Origin of the sequence: Hyphomonas beringensis (genome assembly GCF_000682755.1) — a bacterium.
Lineage (GTDB): Bacteria > Pseudomonadota > Alphaproteobacteria > Caulobacterales > Hyphomonadaceae > Hyphomonas > Hyphomonas beringensis.
Genome location: NZ_AWFF01000030.1, coordinates 13,325 through 35,055 on the forward strand (window position 1 = coordinate 13,325; position 21,731 = coordinate 35,055).

Below are 21,731 nucleotides of genomic sequence, written 5' to 3' on the forward strand. Positions count from 1 at the left end.
CACATTGAATCCAATAGCAATACACCATGACAGAAAGGATGCATGAAAGGGCGAACACACAAAATACAAACGTTTGTGTTGACGCCTGCGCGCGGCTTTGTATGGTCCGATTCAATAATGGGAGCCCCCGTATGGCGGGGCCTGAGATAAAGCACAGCATCGTCGTGAGCCTGCCTTGATGCCCCGATGCTGAGGAGGAGAAGACAATGAAGCTGACCCACACGTTCCTGGCATCCATGGCTGCGGTCTCACTTGGCATGGCCGCTCATTCGGAAGAACCTGTTGCCGCCCCCGCCCCCCATGTGTGCCCGGAATTGAGCCCTGAGGGCGCCGTGTTCATGGAGGGCGTCGTTGAGCGGATGATGGATCCGGACAGCAATTTCACCCATGCCTCGGTGCTCAGCGCCCCGGAGTTTCCCGAAATTCGCGCACGGGATGAACGCCTGCTCAAGGAAGACTGGGGGAATGTCTGCAAATACCAGAAAGACAATGAGACGGTGCTTGAAGGACAAGCGCCGAAAGTCGTCTTCATGGGCGACTCCATCACGGAATTCTGGCGTGTGGGCGACAAGGAGCTGTTTACTGACGGCGTCATCGATCGCGGCATCAGCGGGCAAACCTCTTCGCAAATGCTGGTTCGCTTCTGGCAGGATGTGGTAGCACTGAAGCCCCAAGCCGTGCACATCATGGCAGGCACGAATGATCTGGCCGAGAATACCGGTTATGTCAGCGACGAAGCCTACAAAAACAATATCCGTTCCATGACGACCCTGGCCCAGAGCAATGACATTGCTGTCATTCTTGCCAGCATACCGCCCGCCGACGTGTTCGGGTGGCGCCCGGAACTACAGCCCGCCAAGCGTATCGACACCCTGAACGCCTGGCTTGAGGACTATGCCGCCGAAGTCGGCGCAGTTTATGTGGACTATCACAGCCTTCTGTCTGAAGATGGCAAGGGCATGACGCCCAAATATACGCCTGATGGTGTTCACCCGAACCGCCTTGGCTATGCCGCAATCCATGACACAGCAGAAGCGGCAATCACTAAAGCCCTTCAAGACTGAGGCCTGAGCAAATGAAACGCTTTTCTCTGCGAAAGCCTTCGGGCGTACTGGCCCTCCTCGCTTCCAGCGCCACATTGATGCTGGCCGCCTGCCAAACGGCCGATCTGGAAGCCCAACCCCTTTCCTCCGAAAACTGGGTTGCGACATGGGCCAGCAGCCCTTCCCTGCCTGTGCCGCCTGAAGCCGCCCCTCGCGGCATGGTGGCGCCCCGCCTTGAGGGCACAGTGCGCTATTTCATGCGTGTCAGTGCAGGTGGCGAGAAAGTCCGCATCGTTCTGGATGGCGGCCCAAGTGTTGACCGTCTATCCATCGGCTCTGCCAGTATCGCGCTCGCCACCAAAGATGGCATCGATACGGATACGATCCGTCCCCTGAAGTTCTTCGGCCGTGATGATTTGCTTCTGCTGTCTGCCGGCGCGCCGATCTGGAGCGACCCCGTCGACCTCGATGTTCCCGATGGCAGTGTTGTGGCCGTCAGCCTCTATATGCGTGAACCTGTGAATGTCGCTCAAGCCGACCCACAACTCATCGCGCATGTTGCACCGGGTGCAGATCAGACCCGCAGCCAGAAATTGGAAAACAGCAAAACACTTGTCGGACAGCCTTTGGTATCCGCCATTCACACAGACAATGCGGATGTTGACCGCGTGGTCGTGGCCTTTGGCGACTCTATCACGGACGGCATGGGCAGCCGCGATCCCTTGATGAGAGGGTGGCCGGACTATCTGGCAGAGCGAATGCGCGCCGCAGGCATGGACGATGTGGCGATTGTGAATCACGGCATCGGTGGCAACCGTCTGCTTCAGGATAGTGTAGGCCAAAGCGCCCTCGCCCGCTTTGATCGCGATGTGCTTGGAATGCCCGGCGTGACGGATGTGATCATTCTGGAAGGCATCAATGATATTGGCGTGAGCGGACTGGTCATGCCTGGCCGGACAGAGCCTTACGGCCGGGTGACCGCTTCCGATATTACGAGCGCTTACATACAGCTGATCGAACGAGCACACGCCAATGGCATCCGCGTAATCGGCGCCACCCTGACGCCTGATCTTGGCTCTCCGTTTCCGGGCTACGCCACAGAGAAAAAAGATGTCATCCGCAAGGAGGTCAATGACTGGATCCGCAATAGCGGCGCGTTTGATGCCGTCATCGACTTTGACGCCGCCGTGCGAGATCCGGAAAATCCTGACTATCTGGCCGAGAAATACAATTCCGGCGACCGTATTCATCCCTCAGATGTCGGCTACAAGGCTATGGCAGAGTCGATTGATCTCGACCTGTTTCGCTAAGCGTGCACCTGACCGGACCTGACTTGACCCAAAAGACCAGAATGGAGATGAGCGAGCGCGACGGATTTACAAACGTTTGTATTTCTCGTAGCGTTCTCCCATACCGAGGAACATTGATATGAGCTCACTGGATAGTTCTGCCCCATCAGGCGCCGGACAGACCCGCAGCGGATACCCGCTGGTCACCGCCCTCACCTATGCGATGTTCTTCATGTTCGCCATGACAACGGATGCCGTCGGCGAAATCATCAGCATCGCCAAGGAGGAGATGAATCTCTCCAATACCGAGGCAAGCCTGTTCCACTGGGCGACGATGGTCGGCATCGCGCTGAGCGGCATTCTGCTGGGCTCGCTCGCCGACTCTATTGGCCGGAAGAAGGCGATCATTGTCGGCCTGGCCGTGTACGCAGTTTCGTGCGCCGCGTTTTTCGGGTTCAGCTCATTTGCCTTCTATCTCGGCCTGCTGTTTGCGGGCGGCCTCGCGATTGGTGTATTCAAGACGGCCATCCTGGCGCTGATTGGTGACATCACTACGTCCACCCATGACCACACGCGCCGCATGAACGCCTGCGAAGGCTTCTTCGGAATTGGTGCCATCATTGGCCCCATGATTGTCGTTTCGCTGGACAAGGCTGGCCTGTCCTGGCGCTGGCTCTACCTGTTCGCTGCCGCAATGTGTGTGGTGATGATCATTGCCTCGCTGAGAACGACCTACCCCTCTGCTTCAGAGAGCAAGAAACCCGATCCGGAAAAGACAGACACAGATCTGCTCAGCACCATTCGCCTGATGGGAAATCGCTATGCCATGGGCTTCTCCATGGCCATCGCCCTCTATGTGGCATGCGAAGTCTCGATCTTCGTCTGGGCCCCTACGCTGTTCGCAGACTTTACCGGCACGCCACTTGCCACGGCGGTCGCCGCCTATGCCGTCATGATCTTCTTCATCCTGCGTGCAGTGGGCCGGTTCCTGGCCGTCTGGATCCTCCAGATGTTTGACTGGAAGCTTGTCATGGCGGCGTTCACCGGTGTGATCTTCCTGTGCTTCCTGTTGAGCGCCGTGATGGGCAAGGCGACCGCCGTGTTCCTGCTGCCCTTCTCCGGCCTGTTCATGTCGATGATCTATCCAACATTCAACTCGAAGGGCATCAGCTGCCTTCCCAAGGCCAAGCATGGCGCCGCAGCAGGACTGATCCTGTTCTTCACGGCCGTATCTGCCGCCTTTGCACCGCTTCTGATGGGCTATGTCAGCGATACGTTCGGCGGTGGGAACATGGAGATTGGCTTCCGCCTGGCCACCATCTTCGCCGGCCTGCTCTTCGTCTTCGCCATTTACAACGCCATTGCAGACCCGGCCGGCAGCACGCTCGCTGAAGCTGACTCGCAAGAATACTGAGACGCATATATGTCTACCCAAAAACCGACACCGGTTCCGCCGCCGTCGCCCCTTCGCTTTGAGAATGGTATCGCGCACCCTGACCTCTGGTTGTGGGATTCCTGGACGACCCAGCTGAATGGCAAGACGCATCTCTACAGTCTGGCGCTAAGCCGTGTGGACTCTGCAGGCCATCAGGTCAGCGAAGGCGAGCGCAATAACTACCCCTTCCATATTCGCCACTTTGTCTCTTCAGATGAAGGCATGACGTGGGCAGACGAAGGCGTCTTTCTGGAACCGAAGGATGTTGGCGATGGCGCATTTGCCCGCAATGTCTGGAGCGGGTCCATCCTGGCCAGACCTGAAGGCGCCTGGGTCTGCGGTTTTACGGGTGTGCGCGAGGTCAATGCCCTGACGCCGTTCCTGCAAACCATCTGCCTTGCATCCTCTGAAAACGGAGCGCACCTGGACACACTGCCCGAAAGCCCGCTCTCCTGTCCGCAGCGTGACTATGATGAGATCCGTGCCGCAGGTTATTACCTTCCCGAGAAAGACAAGATCGGCGCCCATGATGGCGAAGAAGGTGGCCCTATTCTGGCCTGGCGCGATCCGTTCATTCTGGAAGGCGAGCAAGGCAAATTGGAAGTGTTCTGGTCGGCCAAGGTCTCGCCCGCACGCGGCGCTGTTGCCCACGCAACCGTTGTTCAGACCGGCAGTGATTTCCGTATCGAGACGCTGCACCCGCCGATGACGCTTCCCGATGATGAGGCCTTCACGCAGGCCGAAGTACCGAAAGTGTATCAAGACGCCAAATCTGGTGCGTACTATCTCATCATCTCGGCCTGTGATCGCCTGAGCGAAACGCAGCCTGCGGATGAGGTGACCAAGATGCTGCGGCTCTACAAGGCGCCCTCTCTGCGCGGGCCATGGGTCTCCGCATTTCCAGGACAAGACTCCGTCATCCCCGGAACAGAGAATTTGTTTGGCGCGAGCATCATGAGTACGGATTTCGACGCTGGCATCCTACGCCTGATCGCACCTTATACTGAGTATGCCTCAGCCGATCTGCAGCTGACCTTCCCGCTGCCTGTCGACATTCAGCTGCCTCAGCAAAGCGCTGATATCGCCGTCGCAGCGAACGCTGAAGCCAACTAGATCAGGCTGAGTCGCGGACGATCAATTCGGTTTTGGTGAAACGTGAATTCACCTTCTCGCCCTCAAGTTTGGCGAGCAGAAGCTCAACCATCATCTGACCACCCTGGGAGATGTTCTGGGAGACTGTCGTGAGCGGCGGGGTCATCATCGAGGCCTGGCCGATATTATCGTACCCAACGACGCGCACATCACCTGGAACGCTGAGGCCTTTGGCCACCAGGGCATGGATCGCAGAATTTGCAAGAAGGTCAGAGCTGGCGAATATGCCGTCGATCTTGTTGCCGGCGCGAAGGAAGTCCAGAACCTGATTATAGGTCGTGCGGCCACCAAAATTCATGCGCAGCAGATAGGATGGATCATGGCTGATACCGGCCTCTTTTTGCGCTTTCAGGAAACCATCATAGCGTAGCTTGACTTCTGGCAGGTCCGGGTCCCCCAGGAAGAGGATGCGCCTGGCACCGCGCTCAAGAAGGTGTGAGGTCGCAATGTGGCCGCCCTTTACATTGTCGCTGCCGACCGTCGTGTATTTGGCGCGCTTGATACGTCCGCCCCATACCACGAAATTGGAGTGAACTTCGGCCAGTTCATTCAGCCGCTCAATCCGAGCCGCCTGCCCGATCACGATAATGCCATCCGCACGCCCCGTATTCAGAAGGCGTCTCTCGGCGACCTGACGCGCATCGCGCGGCACAGTAACGACAAGATCATAGTCCAGATCCGCTGCAGCCTGCGAAACAGCTCCCACCATTTCCAGATAGAAAGGGTCAGACATCGTCTGCTCGGCTTCCTGATCCAGAGGGATAACCATGCCAATGGCGCGCGCAGACTTGCGGCGCAGACTGCTGGCAGGCGCATTCACAGCATAGCCGATTTCGTCAGCAATGCGCTGGATACGGCGGCGCGTGCTTTCTTTGACGACAGGGCTGTTGTTCAATGCCCTCGATACCGTCGAGATATCGACGCGGGCAATCTTTGCCAGCTCCAGCATTGTTACTTTCTTGTTCATTCCTGCCGTCCGTTAGTCTTTATAATCCGGATATTTCAAGCAGTCCCCACCCTCAACTCCATGAGCAATCTGCCTCGTCTTGTAATAATCTAAGGCAATGCTGATGGGAATGCGAGTGCCTTCCCCTGCCAAGGGTAACGGGCGCGCTGAGGTGAGACAAAAACATGCTGATCTGCCCTCATTGCTGCGCTTGCAGGCTTTAGGCCCCTGCTATGCAGGAGAAGAATGTGACGTCGTTTTACAGCACCTGAATGGAGTATACAATCGTTTGCATTTCATGACCCAAACGTGTTAATGTTCAGGCATAAGCTGCGCCATGCCCCGGTGCCTGCAAAGGCATATGAATTTCCGGGAGTTGGTCATCAGGCAAGTTAGCCTCTTTGAGAGGCAAAATTGAGGAAACCTGAAGGATGAAGATCAGCCGCCGGCAGTTTGGACTCGCAGGCCTCGGTGCGGCAGGCGCAGTGGCACTGGGCGCATGCGCGAGCAGGGCAACGGCTAAGCCAGGCATCCCCAGCGGTGCTGTCGCAGCAGACCCCCTAACCCATGTCGCGCCTGAGTATCGCGAAGCGGCCCGGTTCTTTATCGAGGGCGGCCCTCCGGGTGTCGACTCCATGGAGACCCTCAAAGCGGCGCGTGGTGGCGGAGCCGCCTTCGCCGCGCCGCGTTTACCAGACATTCCCGTCAGCAAGGAAATCATTCCCGGCAGCATCGATCAGCCGGATGTCACCCTGTATGTGATCAACGCGAAGCCGGGCGAGAAGCGCCCTGCCATTCTGCACACACATGGCGGCGGCTTCATTCTGGGCGCTGCCGAATGGGAAGTGGGCAAACTTCAGGGTATCGCGAAAGAGCTGAACTGCGTCATCGTGACGGTTGAGTATCGCCTTGCCCCGGAAACGCGTTTCACAGGCTCTGTCGAAGATAATTATGCCGGGCTGCTCTGGCTCTACAACAATGCCGCATCTCTGGGAGTCGACCAGGATCGTATCGCCCTGATGGGGGAAAGCGCAGGGGGCGGGCACGCTGCCCTGCTCGCCATCGCAGCGCGAGACCGGCGCCAGGTGCCTTTGGTGCTGCAGATCCTGATCTATCCAATGCTGGATGACCGGACCGGCAGCACGCGGCAGATGCCACCCTATATTGGCGCAATTGGCTGGACTGCCGATTCCAATCGTTTTGGCTGGGAATGCTTCCTTGGCCAGACGCCCGGCGGCCCCGATGTTCCTGCTGCGGGTGTTCCTTCGCGTCAGACAGATCTCTCAGGTCTTGCCCCAGCCTTTATTGGCGTAGGCGGCGTGGACCTGTTTGTCAGCGAGTCGCTTGAGTATGCGCGCCGTCTGACAGAAGCAGGCGTCATGACGCAGTTTCATCTCGTGCCCGGCGCATTCCATGGCTTCGACTTTGTCCAGGATGCCATGCCCACCAAACTTTTCAACAAGGCCAAGATGAATGCCCTGCGCAGAGCATTCGGACAGCCTTTGGACCTCTGATAAAGTCAGGCTCCCCCTTTCAGAGGCCCTTGCCCACTCATATACCGACACCATCCCATGGAGGAATGAACATGAAAGCCGGATTTTCCATCCCTGCCCCTCTGGGCCGCCTGATGATCGCGGGGGCTATCTCGCTCTCTGCAGCGCTTGGGACAGCCCAGGCACAAGACGGCCCTCCGAAAAACCCCGTAACGGTTGATACAGACGGCACGGTGAATGTGCCCGCCATGTCTGTGCCCGTGACAGAGTATCTGAGCCCGGAAGGCAAGGCATACCTGACCGAGCACTTGCTGACGATGCAAAACCCAGCGCTTCTGAAGGAAGTTGAAGAGATCGGCGCGCCAGGCTTTCTGAAAGGCTACATGGAGCGCCAAGCCGAGCTGTTTCCGTTCAAAAAAGAAGATACCGAAATCGGCGGCGTGCATGTCTATGAGTACACGCCAGTTGATGGTGTTGCAGAAAGGAACAAGGACCGCGTCCTGATCAATCTGCATGGCGGCGGCTTTATCACCTGCTGGCCGGGCTGCGCGGAGCTCGAATCTGTTCCGTTGGCCTCGCTGGGCAAGTTTCGGGTTGTCTCCGTCGATTATCGCCAAGCCCCTGAATACAAATTCCCTGCTGCCAGTGAGGACGTTGCGAAAGTCTATGCTGAGCTTCTGAAAACGTATCCCGCTGAAAACATCGGCATCTATGGCTGCTCCGCAGGCGGAATGCTGACGGGTATGTCTGTCGCATGGTTCCAGGCACACGGACTGCCGAAGCCGGGCGCGATTGGCATCTATTGCGCAGGATCAGCGGCGCCCGTGAATGGTTTTGGCGGGGACGCAAACTATACGGCAACAGCTATTGGCGAAGGCCGCTTCATGGCCCCGCCGAGCGGAGCACAATCCGAAAAGCCAAAACGCTCCCAGATGCCTTACCTTTCCGAAGCAGACCCGTATGACCCGCTGGTCGCTCCGGCCGAGTCCGATGAAGTCATGGCGCAATTCCCGCCAACCCAGATCATCACCGGGACACGCGGCTTTGAGCTAAGCTCGGCTGTCTATACGCACAGCCGTCTCGTCAAGGCCGGTGTGGATGCTGATCTGCATGTCTGGGAAGGCATGTTCCACGGCTTCTTCTACAATCCGGACGTACCGGAATCCCGCGACGCCTATGATGTGATGATCAACTTCTTCGACAAGCATCTGGGCAACTAAGCGCGCAGTCAAAAGCGCAGACTATTCCAAGCCATGGGCGCAGTGATTTCTCGCTGCGCCCTTTTCAAACCCCCGCCAGGAATTCAGATAATCGGAGCGCGATATGGATACGGATCAGCTTCTGGCAGCTGTGGAACTGGGCGGGACAAAGTCTATCGCCCTGCTTGCCAGAGGGCATGACATTCTGGAGCAGATAACTGTTCCAACGACGACACCGGACGAAACGCTCAGTCAGCTGCAAAATCAGCTAAGAACGTGGTATGCTGCGGAGCCATTCTCCGCCATTGGCATCGCCTCATTCGGGCCTGTGCAATTGCAGCAGGATCAACCGGATTTCGGCTGCATGCTGGATACGCCCAAACCGAATTGGAGCCAGGCACGTGTTGCGCCCGTCCTGACTGAGCCATTTTCCTGCCCGTGGAAATTCGATACGGACGTCAATGGCGCGGCGCTGGCGGAATATAAATGGGGCGCAGGCAAGGATTGCGACAGTGTATGCTATGTCACAATCGGCACGGGCCTGGGCGCAGGTTTACTGATCCACGGTACGCCGATCCATGGCGCTATGCATCCGGAAGTCGGCCACATCAAAACTCGTCGGGCCGAGGGAGACTCATTTGGCGGCGCTTGCCCTTTTCATGGAGACTGTATTGAGGGTCTGGTTGCCGGACCCGCACTCGCAGCACGCTTCAACGCAGACATGCGCACCGTACCGGACGATCACCCTGTTTGGCAGAATGTAGCGCATGATATTGCGGAGCTAACAGCGACAATCCTTCTGACAACCTCTGCGCAGCGCATTTTGTATGGAGGCGGTGTCTCCACATTGCGCCCATTCCTGCTTCCTATGGTGCGAGAGCGCGTCGTCAAGAACCTTGGCAGCTATCTGCCATTCCTTGATGCTCAGTCAGCAGAAGAGATCATCCGTCCTCCTGCTCTAGGGAATGAGGCCGGCCCACGCGGCGCCTTGGCCCTGTCCATGGCCGCTCTGGAGATCTGAGCGGAGCACGCGCCCTTCTCCTCGATCAGTTCGCATAGCGGATAAAAAAAGAAGCCGGACAGGACTTGAAGGTCCGTCCGGCTTTTCAGTTTGTGAGCGGATTGTAAAACGCTCAGGCCCTATTGCCTATTCTACCTCTTCCACAAGATCGAGCAGACCATCCACGATGGCGGTTTCCGCGCATCCTGGTTTCAGGCGTGAAGACACAACCTCAAAAGTATACTGACCATAAGCGGCATCATTCGGGATATAGCCCGTACGCGCCATGCCATTGGTCAGGGTCGTCATCATAGTGTGCTTGTAGGGCGATTCATTCTTGAAGCGCTGCGCGATCATCGTGAAGATCTCAGCATTAACGCCACCAATCACCGTGTCGCCAATCTTCAGCATGCTCAATTGGATACCGAGCGGGTCAGCGTCTTCATATACGCCCGCATATCCAGCGCGTCCCTTGTCCAGGCGATTGCGACCCGGGCACATCACGATTTCCTGCGTTCCGGTGATACTGGCTTCGGAAACAGGGCGCTCCAATCCGCTCCGCATGACATGAAGAACTTCCTCGCCAAGCATCTGTCCCATTGAGAGGGTCATCTGCTTCTGCTGCTCCATCAGCATGGCAACCTTCGGATTATCACGATCCATACCCTTGCCGCCTGGCGGCATGGCATTGCTGATATCTTCACCACGCTTCGCATAATCCTCAATGCGGATTTCACGAAGGTCATAGGTTTGCTGGAAATAGATCGGGTTCTGATCACCTGCAGCGCCATTGGAATACACCGCAATGGCATCATTACCGAGGGATTGCTCGATATAGCGGGACGCAGCCCCTGGCAGATCGCCGCTGATGAGGTCCAAATTTCCGGTCAAAACAGCATGGACGCCATAATTGTAATAAACGCCAATCGGCTTTCCTTCGGGTGTTTCGAAGGTGACGACCGCAACAGTCTTGTCTGAAGGGCCTTCATAATTAGGGCCTTCCCACCAGCGATTAGTCTCCGGATCGATGATGTTGCGATTTACATTGATATAGGAAACGCCTGTTCCATAGGCCATTTCGGCAGGCTGCAGGGTACTGGCCGCATCCTTGATGGCTTCATAGATTTCGTCTTCATACCCCTCATCCCACCCGAACGGCACACTATGAGTGTGCGTCGCGGTCAGCATGACGTTCTCTGCGGGAATGCCGAGTTCAGCTTCAGCCTTTTCGGTGACGCGCTGCCAGATCGGATCAGGGATAACGCCGGCATCGACGGTCACCAGCGCGGCGCGCGTCTCGCCATTATCGATCACGATGGCCCGGGCAAAAATATGGTCCAGAACGCCCAGGAAATTCTTTGGCAGAGCTTCCCCCATCGGGGTGATGTCTACTTTGGCGGCACCGGCCTTCAGTGCCAGATCATCCGCATAAGCAGCCCCTGCAGCCATGACTGCACTGGCCGCCAACGCGACCATTTTTCGAACCCGTCCATTTGGGCGTGGAAATACTGACATGTGTGTCCTCCCTGTCTTCTCGATGGAATCAGATGCAACAAATTTTGCAAACGATTGTACGATGTTTAAAGACGCCCCCTTCCTGATGCAAGTTTGCAAGCAATTTTCATGACTTTTTTGAGGTCTGCATTCGTTATTCCATTCTAGAGAGCGCAAAAGAGAATAAACATCACTTTAGGTTGGCACCCCCAAAGACACAAAATTATCTTTGTTTTTATTGTATTTTATTGAAATCCGAACTTCCTTTTGTCTCATTTCAGGTGCGGCATGAGTGGCCCTGTCTTAAAACCGATGCATTTGCGCAACGGATGACAGCGAAACGAAGCGCGCACTCTTGGAATCTAAAATTTCGGAGAGTATACAAACGTTTGGAATACGCAAAAGATGACCCACAGGGAGGGATAAAATGTTGCGACTTCAAAATGCTTCCATGTTGTCACTGGCAATCGCCATGACCATGATGGCCAGCCCGAGCTACGCTCAGGAAGACACTCAGGAAACTCCTGAAAAAGACTACCAGCTCGACACTGTGGTCGTGACGGCAACGAAATCCGGCGCCACAGAACTTCAGACCGTTCCTCTGGCAATCCAGGCTTTCAGTGGCGAAGAACTGAAAGAAAGAAACATCAACACGGTCGATGACCTTGTTTCTACCATTCCAGGTGCCTTCGAAGGCCAGCGCCAGTCTGTCGCTTCGCGCTCCTACAACCTTCGCGGCGCTGGCGGCAGCAACGCGAACGGCGACTCCCCTATCGGCTATTATCTGGACGATGTCCCCTTCATCGTAACCAATTTCGGCATTGCACCGCCGGTACGCTTCCTGGACATGGAACGGGTTGAAGTTCTGCGTGGCCCACAAGGTACGCTGTATGGCCAAGGCTCTTCAGGTGGTGTGTTCATCTTCCACACGAAGGACCCGAACCTGCAGGAAGTAGAATATGCTGCTGAAGCTGAACTGTCCCAGACAGCAGATGCCAGCGACATGAACTACGGCATTTCCGGTGCGGTCTCCGTTCCAATCATCAAGGACAAGCTGGCCCTGCGCGTCAGCGGTGGCCACTCCCGTAATCCAGGCTGGGCTGATGCCTATTACGGTCCGTTTGATGGCACACCAGACGAAGAAGATGTCAACGAAGCGAAGAACGATGACATCCGTCTTGTCGCCCTGTACCGCCCTACCGACAATATCACACTGCGTGGTCAGTATTGGCACTTCCAGCCGCGTCAGGATTTCACGGGCTTCACAGCGTCAGTTAAGCCACCCTATTTCGAAAACACAGCTGGCCAGCAGGGCTTCAGTAACGGCGACTTCAAACTTTGGAGCTTCACGGCCGAAGTTGAGTTCGACAACTTCATGGTCACCAGTGCCACCAGCAATCTGGAAGGCGAGTTCGGAATCAATATTCCGCTGTCGCCGGCCGGTTCCTTCTCCAGCCAGTTCTACCCGAAAATGTTCGCTCAGGAACTTCGCGTGAACTCCACGACGCCAGGGCCTCTGCACTGGATTGTCGGCGCATCCTACCAGGATGGTGAAGGCCCACAGGCCAACGACCTGACCCTCCCGGCGATTGTCATCAATGCTGACAACAATACGCTGACGGAAAACTGGGCGCTGTTCGGCGAAGTCAGCTATGACCTGTTCGACGGCAAACTGGTTCCGCTGGTTGGTCTGCGTACATATCACGATGAACGCACCTTTGAGGACGACACGGTTTCCCTGCCGACGGAAAAAGACGTCAACACATGGCGCCTGAACCTGTCATATATTCCGAACGACAACCTCACCATGTTTGCAACGGCCTCTACAGGTTTCCGCGCAGGCATTGTGCAGTCCAAGGTACAGGTTGAATCCCTGCGCCTCGCAGGTGTTCCCGCCGAAGTCGCCCTGCAGCCCGAAGAGTCAACCAACTACGAAGTCGGCCTGAAATGGCGTAACTCCAGCCGTACCCTGACGGTTGGCCTGAACCTCTACCAGACTGAGTACACCAACCTTCAGACAAGCACGCCTGGCTTCATTGATGATGTCGACGGCTTCTCCAATTTTGGTGATGCGACCACCAAGGGTCTCGATTTTGAAATCCGCTGGGACACGCCGCTCGAAGGCCTGACGCTCAGCACCGTCGGCAACATCAATGACGGCGAGTATGACAGCGTGAACCAGGCCGTTCAGCAGGCACTGCCGCTGTTCACGCCCGGCTCCCGCATGGTGAACTCCATCGAGGATACATATCGTTTCGACGCAAACTATACGCGTGATCTCGCGAATGATCTGGAAGGCTTCGGCAACATTGGCTTCACCCATACGGGTGACCGTCTGCAGGCAAATGGCCTTACGGCGGATCCCTATGACATGGTCAATGTAACTCTGGGTGTGCGCACTGGTCCGTACGAGATTGCGTTCATCGGCACCAATCTCGGCGACGAGCGTGGGCCGAGCTTCCTGGGAACGGACGGCCCGCTGTCCGGCTCCGGCCCGATCCCGCGCACGATGGGTATCCGCGTTCGCGTTCTTTCGCAGTAATCCTCCCATTACTGTCACTACGGCCCTGCTTCTCCGGAGGCAGGGCCGTTTCTTTTTGTGGGAATACTTTCAAAGAGAGTGCTTACGTCAACCGGCGCTCCGCCCAAGGATCATGGATCCATGGCGGCACATAAATATCTCGCTGTAGCGCTCTGGGAGAGCCTGGCACACGCATGTATAGGGATCAGCGCCTGAGAGCTCCAGAACGCTCCTGAAGGCGCCTCAAACGCTCACCTTGTTGCGGCCCCAGCAAGCCGGCAGACGCCTTTGCTAACTACCAAGGCACAAACCGATCAGCCCAGCACAGGCTGCGCCAGAGGAGCAGATGCCCCCCAGATCAGGCAGAAAACCTTATGGTTTCCTGCTTCGTCTTAGAATGTGTGAAATTGGAGCGGGCGAAGAGATTCGAACTCTCGACCCCAACCTTGGCAAGGTTGTGCTCTACCCCTGAGCTACGCCCGCGTCCTATAGGGTATGTCACGACGTCTCCGCCGAGAGGCGTGATAAAGCGCATCACGCTGGCCTTTGCAAGGTGGAATTTCGGCAAATCTGCACAAAATGCAGATGGACGCCAAAACCCCCTTTATCCGTTAGCCTCTCAACACAGCGCGGATCTGATCCGGACGGACTTCACGGCCTTCCAGGTCCACAAAAGCGGCTCGAATCGCGCTCTTTGAGCCCGCCTTGGTGAAACTGATGGGCGGTGTCTCGCCCTGCCCCAGCCAGGCATCGCCCCACTGCGTCAGCCCGATCAGAATCGGCCGCAGCGAGAGCCCCATGGAAGAGAGTGTATATTCCGGACGCGCACGCTTGCCGGGCGATTTATAAGACCGTTTCGTCAGAAGGCCTGCCTCAACCAGATTCTTCAGGCGCCCCGACAGAACTGTGCGGGGGCAGCTGAGCTCGGCCTGGAAGTCATCAAATCTGCGAACACCATAAAGGGCGGCGCGCAGGATCAGCAGCGTCCAGCGATCTCCGATAATATCAATCGCTTTGGCAAGGTTACAGGATTCAGGCGGAACGGGCGAGCGGCGGGCAAGAGGGATCTGTGACATGACAAATGTCTTGGATAAGTTCGCTTTTTAAATCCAGAGTCTTTCGGGACTCTGTCACAATTTTCAGCGATATGCTCTGCTCGCTACAAGAGGAAACCGATTCATGCGCACCGCCCTGCTTTGTCTTCTGATACTGCCTAGTCTGTCTGTCGGTTGCGCCGCGCCATCGGAATCTGAAGGCGCCCTTGCGGAGGCGCCCCTGTCCGGCCTGCAAGAAGCGCCCGGCGAAGCCGCAATGAAAAAGATCATTGCTGAGAGCTGTCCGGCGGGAAACCAGAAGATTGCCCCCACGCCTATCGATATAGACACCACATCCATACCACTTTGGCCAAAGGGAAAGGCCGATGACCTGCCGACCGGAACACGCTTTGTTGGCGGCTGGGTTCTGACATCATCGCATCACGGTTTTGGCGGATTGTCCGGGATAGACCTGCTTCCAGACGGCAACCTGCTGACCGTGTCAGATGAAGGCGCGTTCGTATGGATCGACATGAAGGATGATGCCCCAGCGGGCCGTGGCAAGCTTGCTTATATGCGCGGACCGGATGGAAGCTATCTCCGCGGCAAGACGGATGGAGATTCCGAGGGCCTCGCAGTGAGTGACGGCATAGCCTATGTCAGCTTTGAGCGGCGTCACCGTATTGAGGCTTTCGCGCTGGAAGCCTGCGGTGCAGCGGCCCAGTCTGTCCTGATAAGCACCTTACCGAACGATATCGATGGCGTCGGCATTCATGAGAATGCCGGAGCAGAGGCATTAGCCTTCAATGCAGAGACGCTTCAGGCAGGCTTTGAACAGGTTATCAACGGCCGCTCAGGTGTCATAAGCTTGTCTGACGACATGGCATCTGTCGAGATGCTGGAGCCTGTCGCTTCCGGCTATGGCGGCCCATTGGTAGGCATGTCGAATGCCTTGCCAACGGCCTCGGATGACGGAGAGAAAATCACTTTTGCCCTGCGCCGTCAGTTCAATCCTATCTTTGGTAACCGCCTGACTATTGAGGCACGTTATTCAAATGCAGATGAATACACACTCGCGGAGGGCGCCGTGCCGGTGCTCAAACTGTCGCCCCCGATGAGTGTCGACAATTTTGAAGGCATCGCGGCAAAGATTCAGCCAGATGGCAGCTATCGGCTCTGGCTGATCTCGGACAACAATTTCAGCCCAAGGCAAAGAACCCTTCTTTACGCCTTTGACGTCAGCCTGCCCTGAAGCATTTGCACCACGGCGCATCAATCCCTCTTACAAAGAGGTGCAGGCCGAATTACATCATAGCCAGCACAAGGGCTGCTGCGTTTGCAATGGGACTGATCTCCGGCGACCTTACTTACCGTCAGGGAGCTGGCAATCTGGTCCGGACCGTGGTCCGGGCTCACCTGGCACCCACCTAGTCTCTAGGTTGACGGGAGTGAATATGCCCAGCGGCGTTGGTGGTTCTTGTGCGCATATAATCTGGTGACGCCAGCCCTTATGGCCGTTAAGGCTGCTGCAGATGACACAGAGCATAGACAAAACTGATCTGCGCCACCGTATGCGTACCCTCCGCGCCGAAGCCGCCGCGCGTGATCCCGACGCAGCAGAGACGCTGGCCGAACAATTTCCAATGAAATTGCTGGAGCGATATGGCCCTGTCGTCGCTGGCTATGTGGCAATCAATGAAGAGATTGACCCGGCACCACTGATGAAGCGTCTTGCGAAGGCTGGCGCGGAACTGTGCCTGCCCCGTATCGAGGATAGCGGAGAGCTGACTTGGCGCCTGTGGTCTGTGGGCGAACCTCTGGAGCGCCGCCCCTTTGGTCTGCTCGAACCTGCACAAGATGCTCCGATGGCTAAGCCGACGCTGATCCTGACGCCCTTGCTGGCATTTGATGGCATGGGCAACCGCCTCGGCTATGGCAAAGGTCATTATGACCGAGCTTTTGAGGCTCTGCGCGCAAATGGCCGCGCGTTTGCCTGCGCCCTCGCCTATCCGGCGCAGCAGATTGATCAGGTTCCTACGGAATCCCATGACCAGCCTCTGGACTGGGCCGTGACCCCCATCGGCTCGATACCGCTTTTCATGATGCGAAACATGAAAAGCCTGACAGACAGCTAGGACGCTCAGAAAACTGGCGCATTTCTTGCGAAATACCTGAAAAGGTAAACGCAAAGCAGTGAAATGCAGTCTTCAGAAGAAAACATCGAAAAGAAGTGGCTAGGCCATTTCAGCGATATTCATGCCATTGTGGGACTCTGCCTGGTCGCAGTGTTTCTATTCGGGATCATAGGCCTCGTGTCTTCCAAAAAGACAGACAGGCCCTCCCTGATGGCGGACGTGCCCGTTTACTATCCCGCCACACCTCCAGAGGCTGAACCTGCGCCTCATGATGATACCAAGACGCCTGCGCCGGACGCCGTGCCAGAGCCAGCCCCCGAGCAGAACGCCCCCCAACCCAAACAGCTCGCCAATTCGAGCCCAGCCTTCATCTCATTGCTGGGAGATGCCCCTCTGGAGGACACCTATTATCTCGCCAAGAGCAATGGCCCCCGCGATTTCTACGGCGGCCGATGGGCGCCCGAAAACATCGAGACCACAGCCGATGGCACCACCTTCACGGTGAAGAAGGAAGACAATCCGGACGTTCCGTTCTCGATTGCGGAGGCGAGCACCTACAAGCGCTACGGCTATGGCCGCTATGAAGCGATCATGCAGATCGGCAAGGGTTCAGGGCTGGTTTCGGCCTTCTTCACCTATACCGGCCCCTATTTCGGGGACCCGCATGATGAAGTGGACATCGAATTCCTGGGCAAGGACACGACCAAGATCCATTTCAATTACTGGCGAAATGGGAAACGCGGCAAGTTTGCCACGTTCGACCTGCCCTTTGATGCCTCTGAAGGACCACACCTTTACGCGTTTGAATGGCTTCCGGACCGCATCACCTGGTATGTCGACGGTGTGCCATTCTATGCGAGCGACCTGAACGATCCCTCTATCCCCAAAACTGCAGGCAAGATGCATTTCAGCCACTGGACCGGCATCCCCCAAATGCGGGACTGGCACGGAAAGCCCGGCTTTGGGGATGAGGCTGTGACGACCGTCAGCTGCGCGTCTTTCACGCCGATGGGCGAAGACAAGCGGTCCTGCAGCGATGTCTACAAGGAAAAGAAAAACTCCTGAGCCGTCCTTTGAAGGAGGCTCAGGAGACAGTTTTCTTACTTGTCCTTGAGGATTTGCTCGCGGGCGACCGGCAGCAATTCAGCCATCTGCTCGCGAATACGGGCGTCCGTGCGATCAATGCCTGCTTCGTCGAAATCCTTGCGAACCTTGCGGAACACGTCCTCATCGCCGGCTTCTTCCAGGTCAGACAGGACAACAGATTTCGCATAGGCTTCGGCGTCAGCACCGCTCAGCCCCATCAGATCCGCAGCCCAGACGCCAAGCAGCTTGTTGCGGCGCGCCATCACTTTGAACTGGGTTTCCTGATCCAATGCGTAGCGTGCCTCTTCTGCGCGCTCGCGATCATCAAATGTGCTCATGAAATGGCCTTTCTGAAAGGTGGTCTTCTTCTGGGTGCATATAGGGGCTGACATGAGGTGTGCGCAATAATTGTTTCTTTGGGCAGATTGGCGTAACAGTCGCGCTTTCTGGGGTTGCTGTTCACGATTCTCGTTACAGGCGAACCAGATCCCTTTGCAGGAGGCCCGGTACGTATGAACAAGAAGCGCGTAGTCTATGAGGGCAAGGCCAAGATTCTTTATGAAGGCCCGGAACCCGGTACACTGATCCAGTACTTCAAGGACGATGCGACCGCATTCAACGCAGAAAAGCGCGCCGTCCTGGACGGCAAAGGCGTCCTGAACAACCGCATCAGCGAGTTCATGATGACCCGTCTTTCCGCCGTGGGCATCCCGACACACTTCATCCGTCGCCTCAACATGCGTGAGCAGCTGATCAAGAAAGTGGACATCATTCCGCTGGAAGTCGTCGTGCGCAATGTTGCCGCAGGCACGCTTTCTAAGCGCCTCGGCATTGAGGAAGGCCAAGTCCTTCCGCGCCCTATGGTGGAGTTCTACTACAAGGACGACGCCCTGGGTGACCCCCTTGTCACAGAAGAGCATATTGCTGCATTTGGCTGGGCCGGGCCGCAGGAATATGATGACCTGATCTCTCTGGCTCTGCGCGTGAATGATTTCATGTCCGGCCTGTTTGCTGCCGTTGGTATTCGCTTGGTCGACTTCAAACTTGAGTTTGGTCGCCATTATGATGGTGACAGCGAAGTGCCGCGCATCCTGCTGGCTGACGAAATCAGCCCGGACAGCTGCCGCCTCTGGGATTTTGAGACGGGCAACAAGTTGGACAAGGATCGCTTTCGCCGTGACATGGGCGGCGTGACAGAGGCCTATGCCGAAGTCGCTCGCCGCTTGGGCATTCTCAAGGAGTCCGGTGAAACGGACAATGTGGTCAGCTTCAACGGGGGCAAATAGCCCCCAATCGCCCTTAGGCAAAAACCTTCACAATCGCGCGCTGCCTGTCTGTTCCAATGACGAGGCAATTGGGCTAAACGAAGCCCGACTCAGACTTCGCCAGGAGATCATTTACATGAAGGCCATCGTTCACATCGCACTCAAGAATGGTGTTCTGGACCCTCAAGGTAAGGCCGTTGCGGATACTCTGGCACGTATGGGCTACAAGGAAGTTGAAGCGGCGCGCATCGGCAAGGTCATCGAACTGGATCTTGAAGATGGCCTCTCCAAAGATTCCGCGGACGCTCGCGTAAAGGAAATGTGCGAGAAGCTTCTGGCAAACACCGTGATCGAAAGCTATCGCTACGAACTGGCTGACTAGGCTGTCGCCCTCAGGGCCCCAGTCATGGGGCCCATAATTATAGCAAACTTCTGAAATGCATTTTGCTGGTATGTGCGTCACTTTCTGGCGCATGCAACGTCAACTGCATTAGTGAGCAAGTAATCACTTGCGGGAATTTCCTGTCGAGGCTATATCTGGGCCAGAGAGATAGGGGAATGCACCATGGCGCGACAAGCCAGCAAAACCAAAGACGAGGCAAAAAAACCTCGCGCGCGTAATGCGCGCCCGAAAATCGAGCGGGCCGCCCTCAAGCTCTTCATTCACGAAGGGATTGATGCCGCGACAACGCGCGAAATTGCCGAGAAAGCTGGCGTGTCTGAAGGCGCGCTTTACCGACACTACAAGGGCAAGGACGAGTTGGCCCTCTCCCTGTTCATGGAAACTCATAACCGCCTTGGTGCGATGATGGCCGAAGCCCTGTCGGGTGATGGCAATCTGGATGAAAAAGTGCTTTCCGCTGTGACGGCCTACTGCGAACTGGCCGATGAGGACTTTCTGCTCTTCTCATTCCATCTCGTCTCGCTGAACCGGTTCCTACCTTATGACAAACGCCGCGAAGATGATCCGGTCTCGATCACGGAGAAGATCATCGCCAGTTTGATGCAGGAAGGCGTAATTCCCAAAGGCGACCCAGCCCTGAAGGCTGCCATGGCCTTGGGTGTCGTCATGCAGGCTGGACAGAACAAGATCTATAATCGCCTGCCCGGCCCACTCTCCCAGCATGCGGAAGCCATGGCCCGCGCAGTCCTCTGTGTTCTGAAGTCGGAATAGTTCCTTTTAAGGAGAACGACGTCATGCGCGCCCTGGTCTTCACACTCGTATACTATCTGCTGTCAGCGATTTATGTGCTGGTTTCCGTCCCGTTTCTGGCTCTGCCAGGTCGCGGCCCGGTCAGCAGGATCATCCGTAGCTATACGCGTGCCATGAACTGGAATTTGCGCATGGTCGCCGGCATTCGCAAAGAAGTGCGCGGCAAGGAAAACCTGCCGGAGGGCGCGTTCGTGATCGGCGCCAAGCATCAAAGTTGGGGCGATGGATACCTGATCTATCCCGAAGTGAAGAACCTCGCCTTCGTCACCGGCGATCATCTGGAGAAGTTCCCGCTCGTCGGCGGCATACTGCGAAAGCTTGGTGCAATTGTTATCGACACATGCGGCGGCGGAGAACGTAAGGCAGCCTCTCTTCGTGAAGGCATGGAAGTCGCCCGAAAGGAAGGTCGCCGCGTATTGATCTATCCGGAGGGGCACCTGGCCCCGGCTGGTTACCATTTCCGCTACAAGCCCGGCATCTGGCACATGGCGCAAGCCATGCAGGTGCCAGTCGTTCCCGTTGCCACAAATATCGGTGTCTTCTGGAGGCAGCAGGAAAAGAAAAAACGACCCGGCACAGCTGTCATCGAGTTTCTGGAGCCGATCCCGTACGATCTGCCCAAGGACGAGTTCATGAACCGGCTGACAGAAGTCGTTGAGGCGCGGACTGCAGAACTCGTTGCCGAAGCCACCGGCTCCCCTGTCACGCCTGCCATACTTATCCCGGACCCGCCAAAGGGCATGGAAGCCCAGCCTACGCCCAGCGACCTCGCAGCCTATGGCAAGCCTTGATCTGCCCTATTCGGCGCCCTGTGCCCTGTAAGCCTCTAAGGCGGCTTCCACTACGCCTTGTGCTTCCGCTGCATCCCCATAGCCACTCAGCACCACCTGGTTGCCACCTACGGGAACCTGCTTGTAAGTCAGAAAGAAAGCCTCGATCTGGTCACGCTGTACTGTCGGCAAGTCAGAGACGTCACGAACTTCCTTGTAGAAAGGGTCGACGTCATCAGCAGGCACGGTAATGATCTTGTCGTCAGGGTCCCCTGCATCCGTCATGCGTAGCACGCCGATAGCGCGCACTTTGAGGTAAGCCCCTGGTACGACAGGCTGGCGCGTCAGTACCATGGTATCCAGTGGGTCCCCATCGCCTGCAAGAGACGACGGAATAGACCCGTAATTCGCAGGATACCCGACAGACGTGGACAGGAACCGGTCGACGCGCACATGGCCCGTCTCTTTATCAATCTCGTATTTTGTGAAGCTGCCCGCCGGAATTTCGATGACGGCGTAGAAACCGTCTGTCTCTTCTGGCTGCGGAATCGCGAATGGATGCACCGGTTCGGCAAACGCAGACACTAAACTCAGGGACGCTACTCCCAGCAGCAGGCTCGCCAGTTTCTTCATCCCAGACCTCCCATAAAGCTGAA

General features: G+C 56.6%; 20 protein-coding genes, 1 tRNA gene and 1 other RNA gene. 16 read left to right on the forward strand and 6 right to left on the reverse strand.

What is annotated here, in order from left to right; translation table 11 throughout:
- The first annotated feature begins 206 nt into the window (after positions 1–206).
- The 4 genes from HY29_RS05920 to HY29_RS05935 all read left to right on the forward strand — a co-directional run bounded on the left by HY29_RS05920 (position 207) and on the right by HY29_RS05935 (position 4,880).
- Entirely contained in the window at positions 207–1,064 is an 858-nt protein-coding gene (locus HY29_RS05920) for an SGNH/GDSL hydrolase family protein (protein WP_051601189.1), read from the forward strand.
- Between the two features lie 11 nt (positions 1,065–1,075).
- Positions 1,076–2,353, forward strand: a complete 1,278-nt coding sequence (locus tag HY29_RS05925; RefSeq protein WP_034794074.1) for an SGNH/GDSL hydrolase family protein — start codon at positions 1,076–1,078, stop codon at positions 2,351–2,353.
- 118 nt (positions 2,354–2,471) lie between these two features.
- Positions 2,472–3,746: an MFS transporter gene (locus tag HY29_RS05930; protein ID WP_051601190.1), complete on the forward strand. Its 1,275-nt coding sequence runs from the start codon at positions 2,472–2,474 to the stop codon at positions 3,744–3,746.
- Between the two features lie 9 nt (positions 3,747–3,755).
- Complete coding sequence (locus tag HY29_RS05935; protein WP_034794080.1) at positions 3,756–4,880, forward strand: glycoside hydrolase family protein; 1,125 nt, start codon at positions 3,756–3,758, stop codon at positions 4,878–4,880.
- A 1-nt stretch (position 4,881) separates the two neighbouring features.
- On the opposite strand, the gene HY29_RS05940 is transcribed toward HY29_RS05935, so the two are convergent.
- Positions 4,882–5,886, reverse strand: a complete 1,005-nt coding sequence (locus HY29_RS05940) for a LacI family DNA-binding transcriptional regulator (RefSeq protein WP_034794083.1) — start codon at positions 5,884–5,886, stop codon at positions 4,882–4,884.
- A gap of 410 nt (positions 5,887–6,296) precedes the next feature.
- On the opposite strand from HY29_RS05940, the gene HY29_RS05945 reads away from it, so the two are divergent.
- The 3 genes from HY29_RS05945 (at position 6,297) to HY29_RS05955 (ending at position 9,578) form a co-directional block, all read left to right on the forward strand.
- The gene (locus HY29_RS05945; protein WP_034794085.1) at positions 6,297–7,379 is read left to right on the forward strand and encodes an alpha/beta hydrolase; all 1,083 of its coding nucleotides are present in this window, start codon (positions 6,297–6,299) and stop codon (positions 7,377–7,379) included.
- Positions 7,380–7,450: 71 nt separating this feature from the next.
- Entirely contained in the window at positions 7,451–8,578 is a 1,128-nt protein-coding gene (locus HY29_RS05950) for an alpha/beta hydrolase fold domain-containing protein (protein WP_206741932.1), read from the forward strand.
- Between the two features lie 103 nt (positions 8,579–8,681).
- The gene (locus tag HY29_RS05955; protein ID WP_034794087.1) at positions 8,682–9,578 is read left to right on the forward strand and encodes an ROK family protein; all 897 of its coding nucleotides are present in this window, start codon (positions 8,682–8,684) and stop codon (positions 9,576–9,578) included.
- Positions 9,579–9,704: 126 nt separating this feature from the next.
- Here HY29_RS05955 and HY29_RS05960 read toward each other — a convergent pair whose 3' ends face one another.
- Positions 9,705–11,072, reverse strand: a complete 1,368-nt coding sequence (locus tag HY29_RS05960) for a neutral/alkaline non-lysosomal ceramidase N-terminal domain-containing protein (RefSeq protein WP_206741933.1) — start codon at positions 11,070–11,072, stop codon at positions 9,705–9,707.
- Positions 11,073–11,478: 406 nt separating this feature from the next.
- On the opposite strand from HY29_RS05960, the gene HY29_RS05965 reads away from it, so the two are divergent.
- Positions 11,479–13,593, forward strand: a complete 2,115-nt coding sequence (locus HY29_RS05965; protein ID WP_034794092.1) for a TonB-dependent receptor — start codon at positions 11,479–11,481, stop codon at positions 13,591–13,593.
- Between the two features lie 387 nt (positions 13,594–13,980).
- On the opposite strand, the gene HY29_RS05970 is transcribed toward HY29_RS05965, so the two are convergent.
- Positions 13,981–14,055: transfer RNA gene (locus HY29_RS05970), tRNA-Gly, on the reverse strand.
- A gap of 128 nt (positions 14,056–14,183) precedes the next feature.
- Complete coding sequence (locus HY29_RS05975) at positions 14,184–14,648, reverse strand: winged helix-turn-helix transcriptional regulator (RefSeq protein ID WP_034794094.1); 465 nt, start codon at positions 14,646–14,648, stop codon at positions 14,184–14,186.
- A gap of 103 nt (positions 14,649–14,751) precedes the next feature.
- Between HY29_RS05975 and HY29_RS05980 the strand changes: the two genes are divergently transcribed.
- The 4 genes from HY29_RS05980 to HY29_RS18330 all read left to right on the forward strand — a co-directional run bounded on the left by HY29_RS05980 (position 14,752) and on the right by HY29_RS18330 (position 17,806).
- A complete protein-coding gene (locus HY29_RS05980) occupies positions 14,752–15,858 on the forward strand; it encodes an esterase-like activity of phytase family protein (protein ID WP_034794096.1) in 1,107 nt (368 codons plus the stop codon).
- 69 nt (positions 15,859–15,927) lie between these two features.
- Positions 15,928–16,087, forward strand: a non-coding RNA gene (ssrS, locus tag HY29_RS18815) — 6S RNA.
- Between the two features lie 51 nt (positions 16,088–16,138).
- A complete protein-coding gene (locus HY29_RS05985) occupies positions 16,139–16,741 on the forward strand; it encodes a 5-formyltetrahydrofolate cyclo-ligase (protein WP_034794098.1) in 603 nt (200 codons plus the stop codon).
- A gap of 63 nt (positions 16,742–16,804) precedes the next feature.
- On the forward strand, positions 16,805–17,806 hold the full coding sequence (locus HY29_RS18330; protein ID WP_051601193.1) for a family 16 glycosylhydrolase: 1,002 nt from the start codon (positions 16,805–16,807) through the stop codon (positions 17,804–17,806).
- A gap of 35 nt (positions 17,807–17,841) precedes the next feature.
- Here the strand turns inward: HY29_RS18330 and HY29_RS05995 are convergent, their stop codons facing one another.
- Entirely contained in the window at positions 17,842–18,165 is a 324-nt protein-coding gene (locus tag HY29_RS05995) for a DUF1476 domain-containing protein (RefSeq protein ID WP_034794100.1), read from the reverse strand.
- A gap of 174 nt (positions 18,166–18,339) precedes the next feature.
- On the opposite strand from HY29_RS05995, the gene purC reads away from it, so the two are divergent.
- The 4 genes from purC (at position 18,340) to HY29_RS06015 (ending at position 21,096) form a co-directional block, all read left to right on the forward strand.
- Positions 18,340–19,113 (forward strand): phosphoribosylaminoimidazolesuccinocarboxamide synthase, encoded by a 774-nt coding sequence (purC, locus tag HY29_RS06000; RefSeq protein ID WP_034794102.1) that lies wholly within the window; start codon positions 18,340–18,342, stop codon positions 19,111–19,113.
- Between the two features lie 115 nt (positions 19,114–19,228).
- On the forward strand, positions 19,229–19,474 hold the full coding sequence (gene purS, locus HY29_RS06005) for a phosphoribosylformylglycinamidine synthase subunit PurS (protein ID WP_034794105.1): 246 nt from the start codon (positions 19,229–19,231) through the stop codon (positions 19,472–19,474).
- 183 nt (positions 19,475–19,657) lie between these two features.
- Positions 19,658–20,266: a TetR/AcrR family transcriptional regulator gene (locus HY29_RS06010; protein WP_051601194.1), complete on the forward strand. Its 609-nt coding sequence runs from the start codon at positions 19,658–19,660 to the stop codon at positions 20,264–20,266.
- Between the two features lie 23 nt (positions 20,267–20,289).
- Positions 20,290–21,096 carry a lysophospholipid acyltransferase family protein gene (locus HY29_RS06015; RefSeq protein WP_034794107.1) on the forward strand — a complete coding sequence of 269 codons (807 nt, stop codon included), beginning with the start codon at positions 20,290–20,292 and terminating at the stop codon, positions 21,094–21,096.
- 6 nt (positions 21,097–21,102) lie between these two features.
- Here HY29_RS06015 and HY29_RS06020 read toward each other — a convergent pair whose 3' ends face one another.
- Positions 21,103–21,708, reverse strand: a complete 606-nt coding sequence (locus HY29_RS06020) for an inorganic diphosphatase (RefSeq protein WP_034794126.1) — start codon at positions 21,706–21,708, stop codon at positions 21,103–21,105.
- Between the last annotated feature and the right edge of the window lie 23 nt (positions 21,709–21,731).

Bases quoted from the DNA above. Each gene is read 5' to 3' on its own strand.
- HY29_RS05920 (WP_051601189.1), top strand. From the start codon at position 207: ATGAAGCTGACCCACACGTTCCTGGCATCCATGGCTGCGGTCTCACTT.
- HY29_RS05925 (WP_034794074.1), top strand. From the start codon at position 1,076: ATGAAACGCTTTTCTCTGCGAAAGCCTTCGGGCGTACTGGCCCTCCTC.
- HY29_RS05930 (WP_051601190.1), top strand. From the start codon at position 2,472: ATGAGCTCACTGGATAGTTCTGCCCCATCAGGCGCCGGACAGACCCGC.
- HY29_RS05935 (WP_034794080.1), top strand. From the start codon at position 3,756: ATGTCTACCCAAAAACCGACACCGGTTCCGCCGCCGTCGCCCCTTCGC.
- HY29_RS05940 (WP_034794083.1), bottom strand. From the start codon at position 5,886: ATGAACAAGAAAGTAACAATGCTGGAGCTGGCAAAGATTGCCCGCGTC.
- HY29_RS05945 (WP_034794085.1), top strand. From the start codon at position 6,297: ATGAAGATCAGCCGCCGGCAGTTTGGACTCGCAGGCCTCGGTGCGGCA.
- HY29_RS05950 (WP_206741932.1), top strand. From the start codon at position 7,451: ATGAAAGCCGGATTTTCCATCCCTGCCCCTCTGGGCCGCCTGATGATC.
- HY29_RS05955 (WP_034794087.1), top strand. From the start codon at position 8,682: ATGGATACGGATCAGCTTCTGGCAGCTGTGGAACTGGGCGGGACAAAG.
- HY29_RS05960 (WP_206741933.1), bottom strand. From the start codon at position 11,072: ATGTCAGTATTTCCACGCCCAAATGGACGGGTTCGAAAAATGGTCGCG.
- HY29_RS05965 (WP_034794092.1), top strand. From the start codon at position 11,479: ATGTTGCGACTTCAAAATGCTTCCATGTTGTCACTGGCAATCGCCATG.
- HY29_RS05975 (WP_034794094.1), bottom strand. From the start codon at position 14,648: ATGTCACAGATCCCTCTTGCCCGCCGCTCGCCCGTTCCGCCTGAATCC.
- HY29_RS05980 (WP_034794096.1), top strand. From the start codon at position 14,752: ATGCGCACCGCCCTGCTTTGTCTTCTGATACTGCCTAGTCTGTCTGTC.
- HY29_RS05985 (WP_034794098.1), top strand. From the start codon at position 16,139: ATGACACAGAGCATAGACAAAACTGATCTGCGCCACCGTATGCGTACC.
- HY29_RS18330 (WP_051601193.1), top strand. From the start codon at position 16,805: ATGCAGTCTTCAGAAGAAAACATCGAAAAGAAGTGGCTAGGCCATTTC.
- HY29_RS05995 (WP_034794100.1), bottom strand. From the start codon at position 18,165: ATGAGCACATTTGATGATCGCGAGCGCGCAGAAGAGGCACGCTACGCA.
- purC (WP_034794102.1), top strand. From the start codon at position 18,340: ATGAACAAGAAGCGCGTAGTCTATGAGGGCAAGGCCAAGATTCTTTAT.
- purS (WP_034794105.1), top strand. From the start codon at position 19,229: ATGAAGGCCATCGTTCACATCGCACTCAAGAATGGTGTTCTGGACCCT.
- HY29_RS06010 (WP_051601194.1), top strand. From the start codon at position 19,658: ATGGCGCGACAAGCCAGCAAAACCAAAGACGAGGCAAAAAAACCTCGC.
- HY29_RS06015 (WP_034794107.1), top strand. From the start codon at position 20,290: ATGCGCGCCCTGGTCTTCACACTCGTATACTATCTGCTGTCAGCGATT.
- HY29_RS06020 (WP_034794126.1), bottom strand. From the start codon at position 21,708: ATGAAGAAACTGGCGAGCCTGCTGCTGGGAGTAGCGTCCCTGAGTTTA.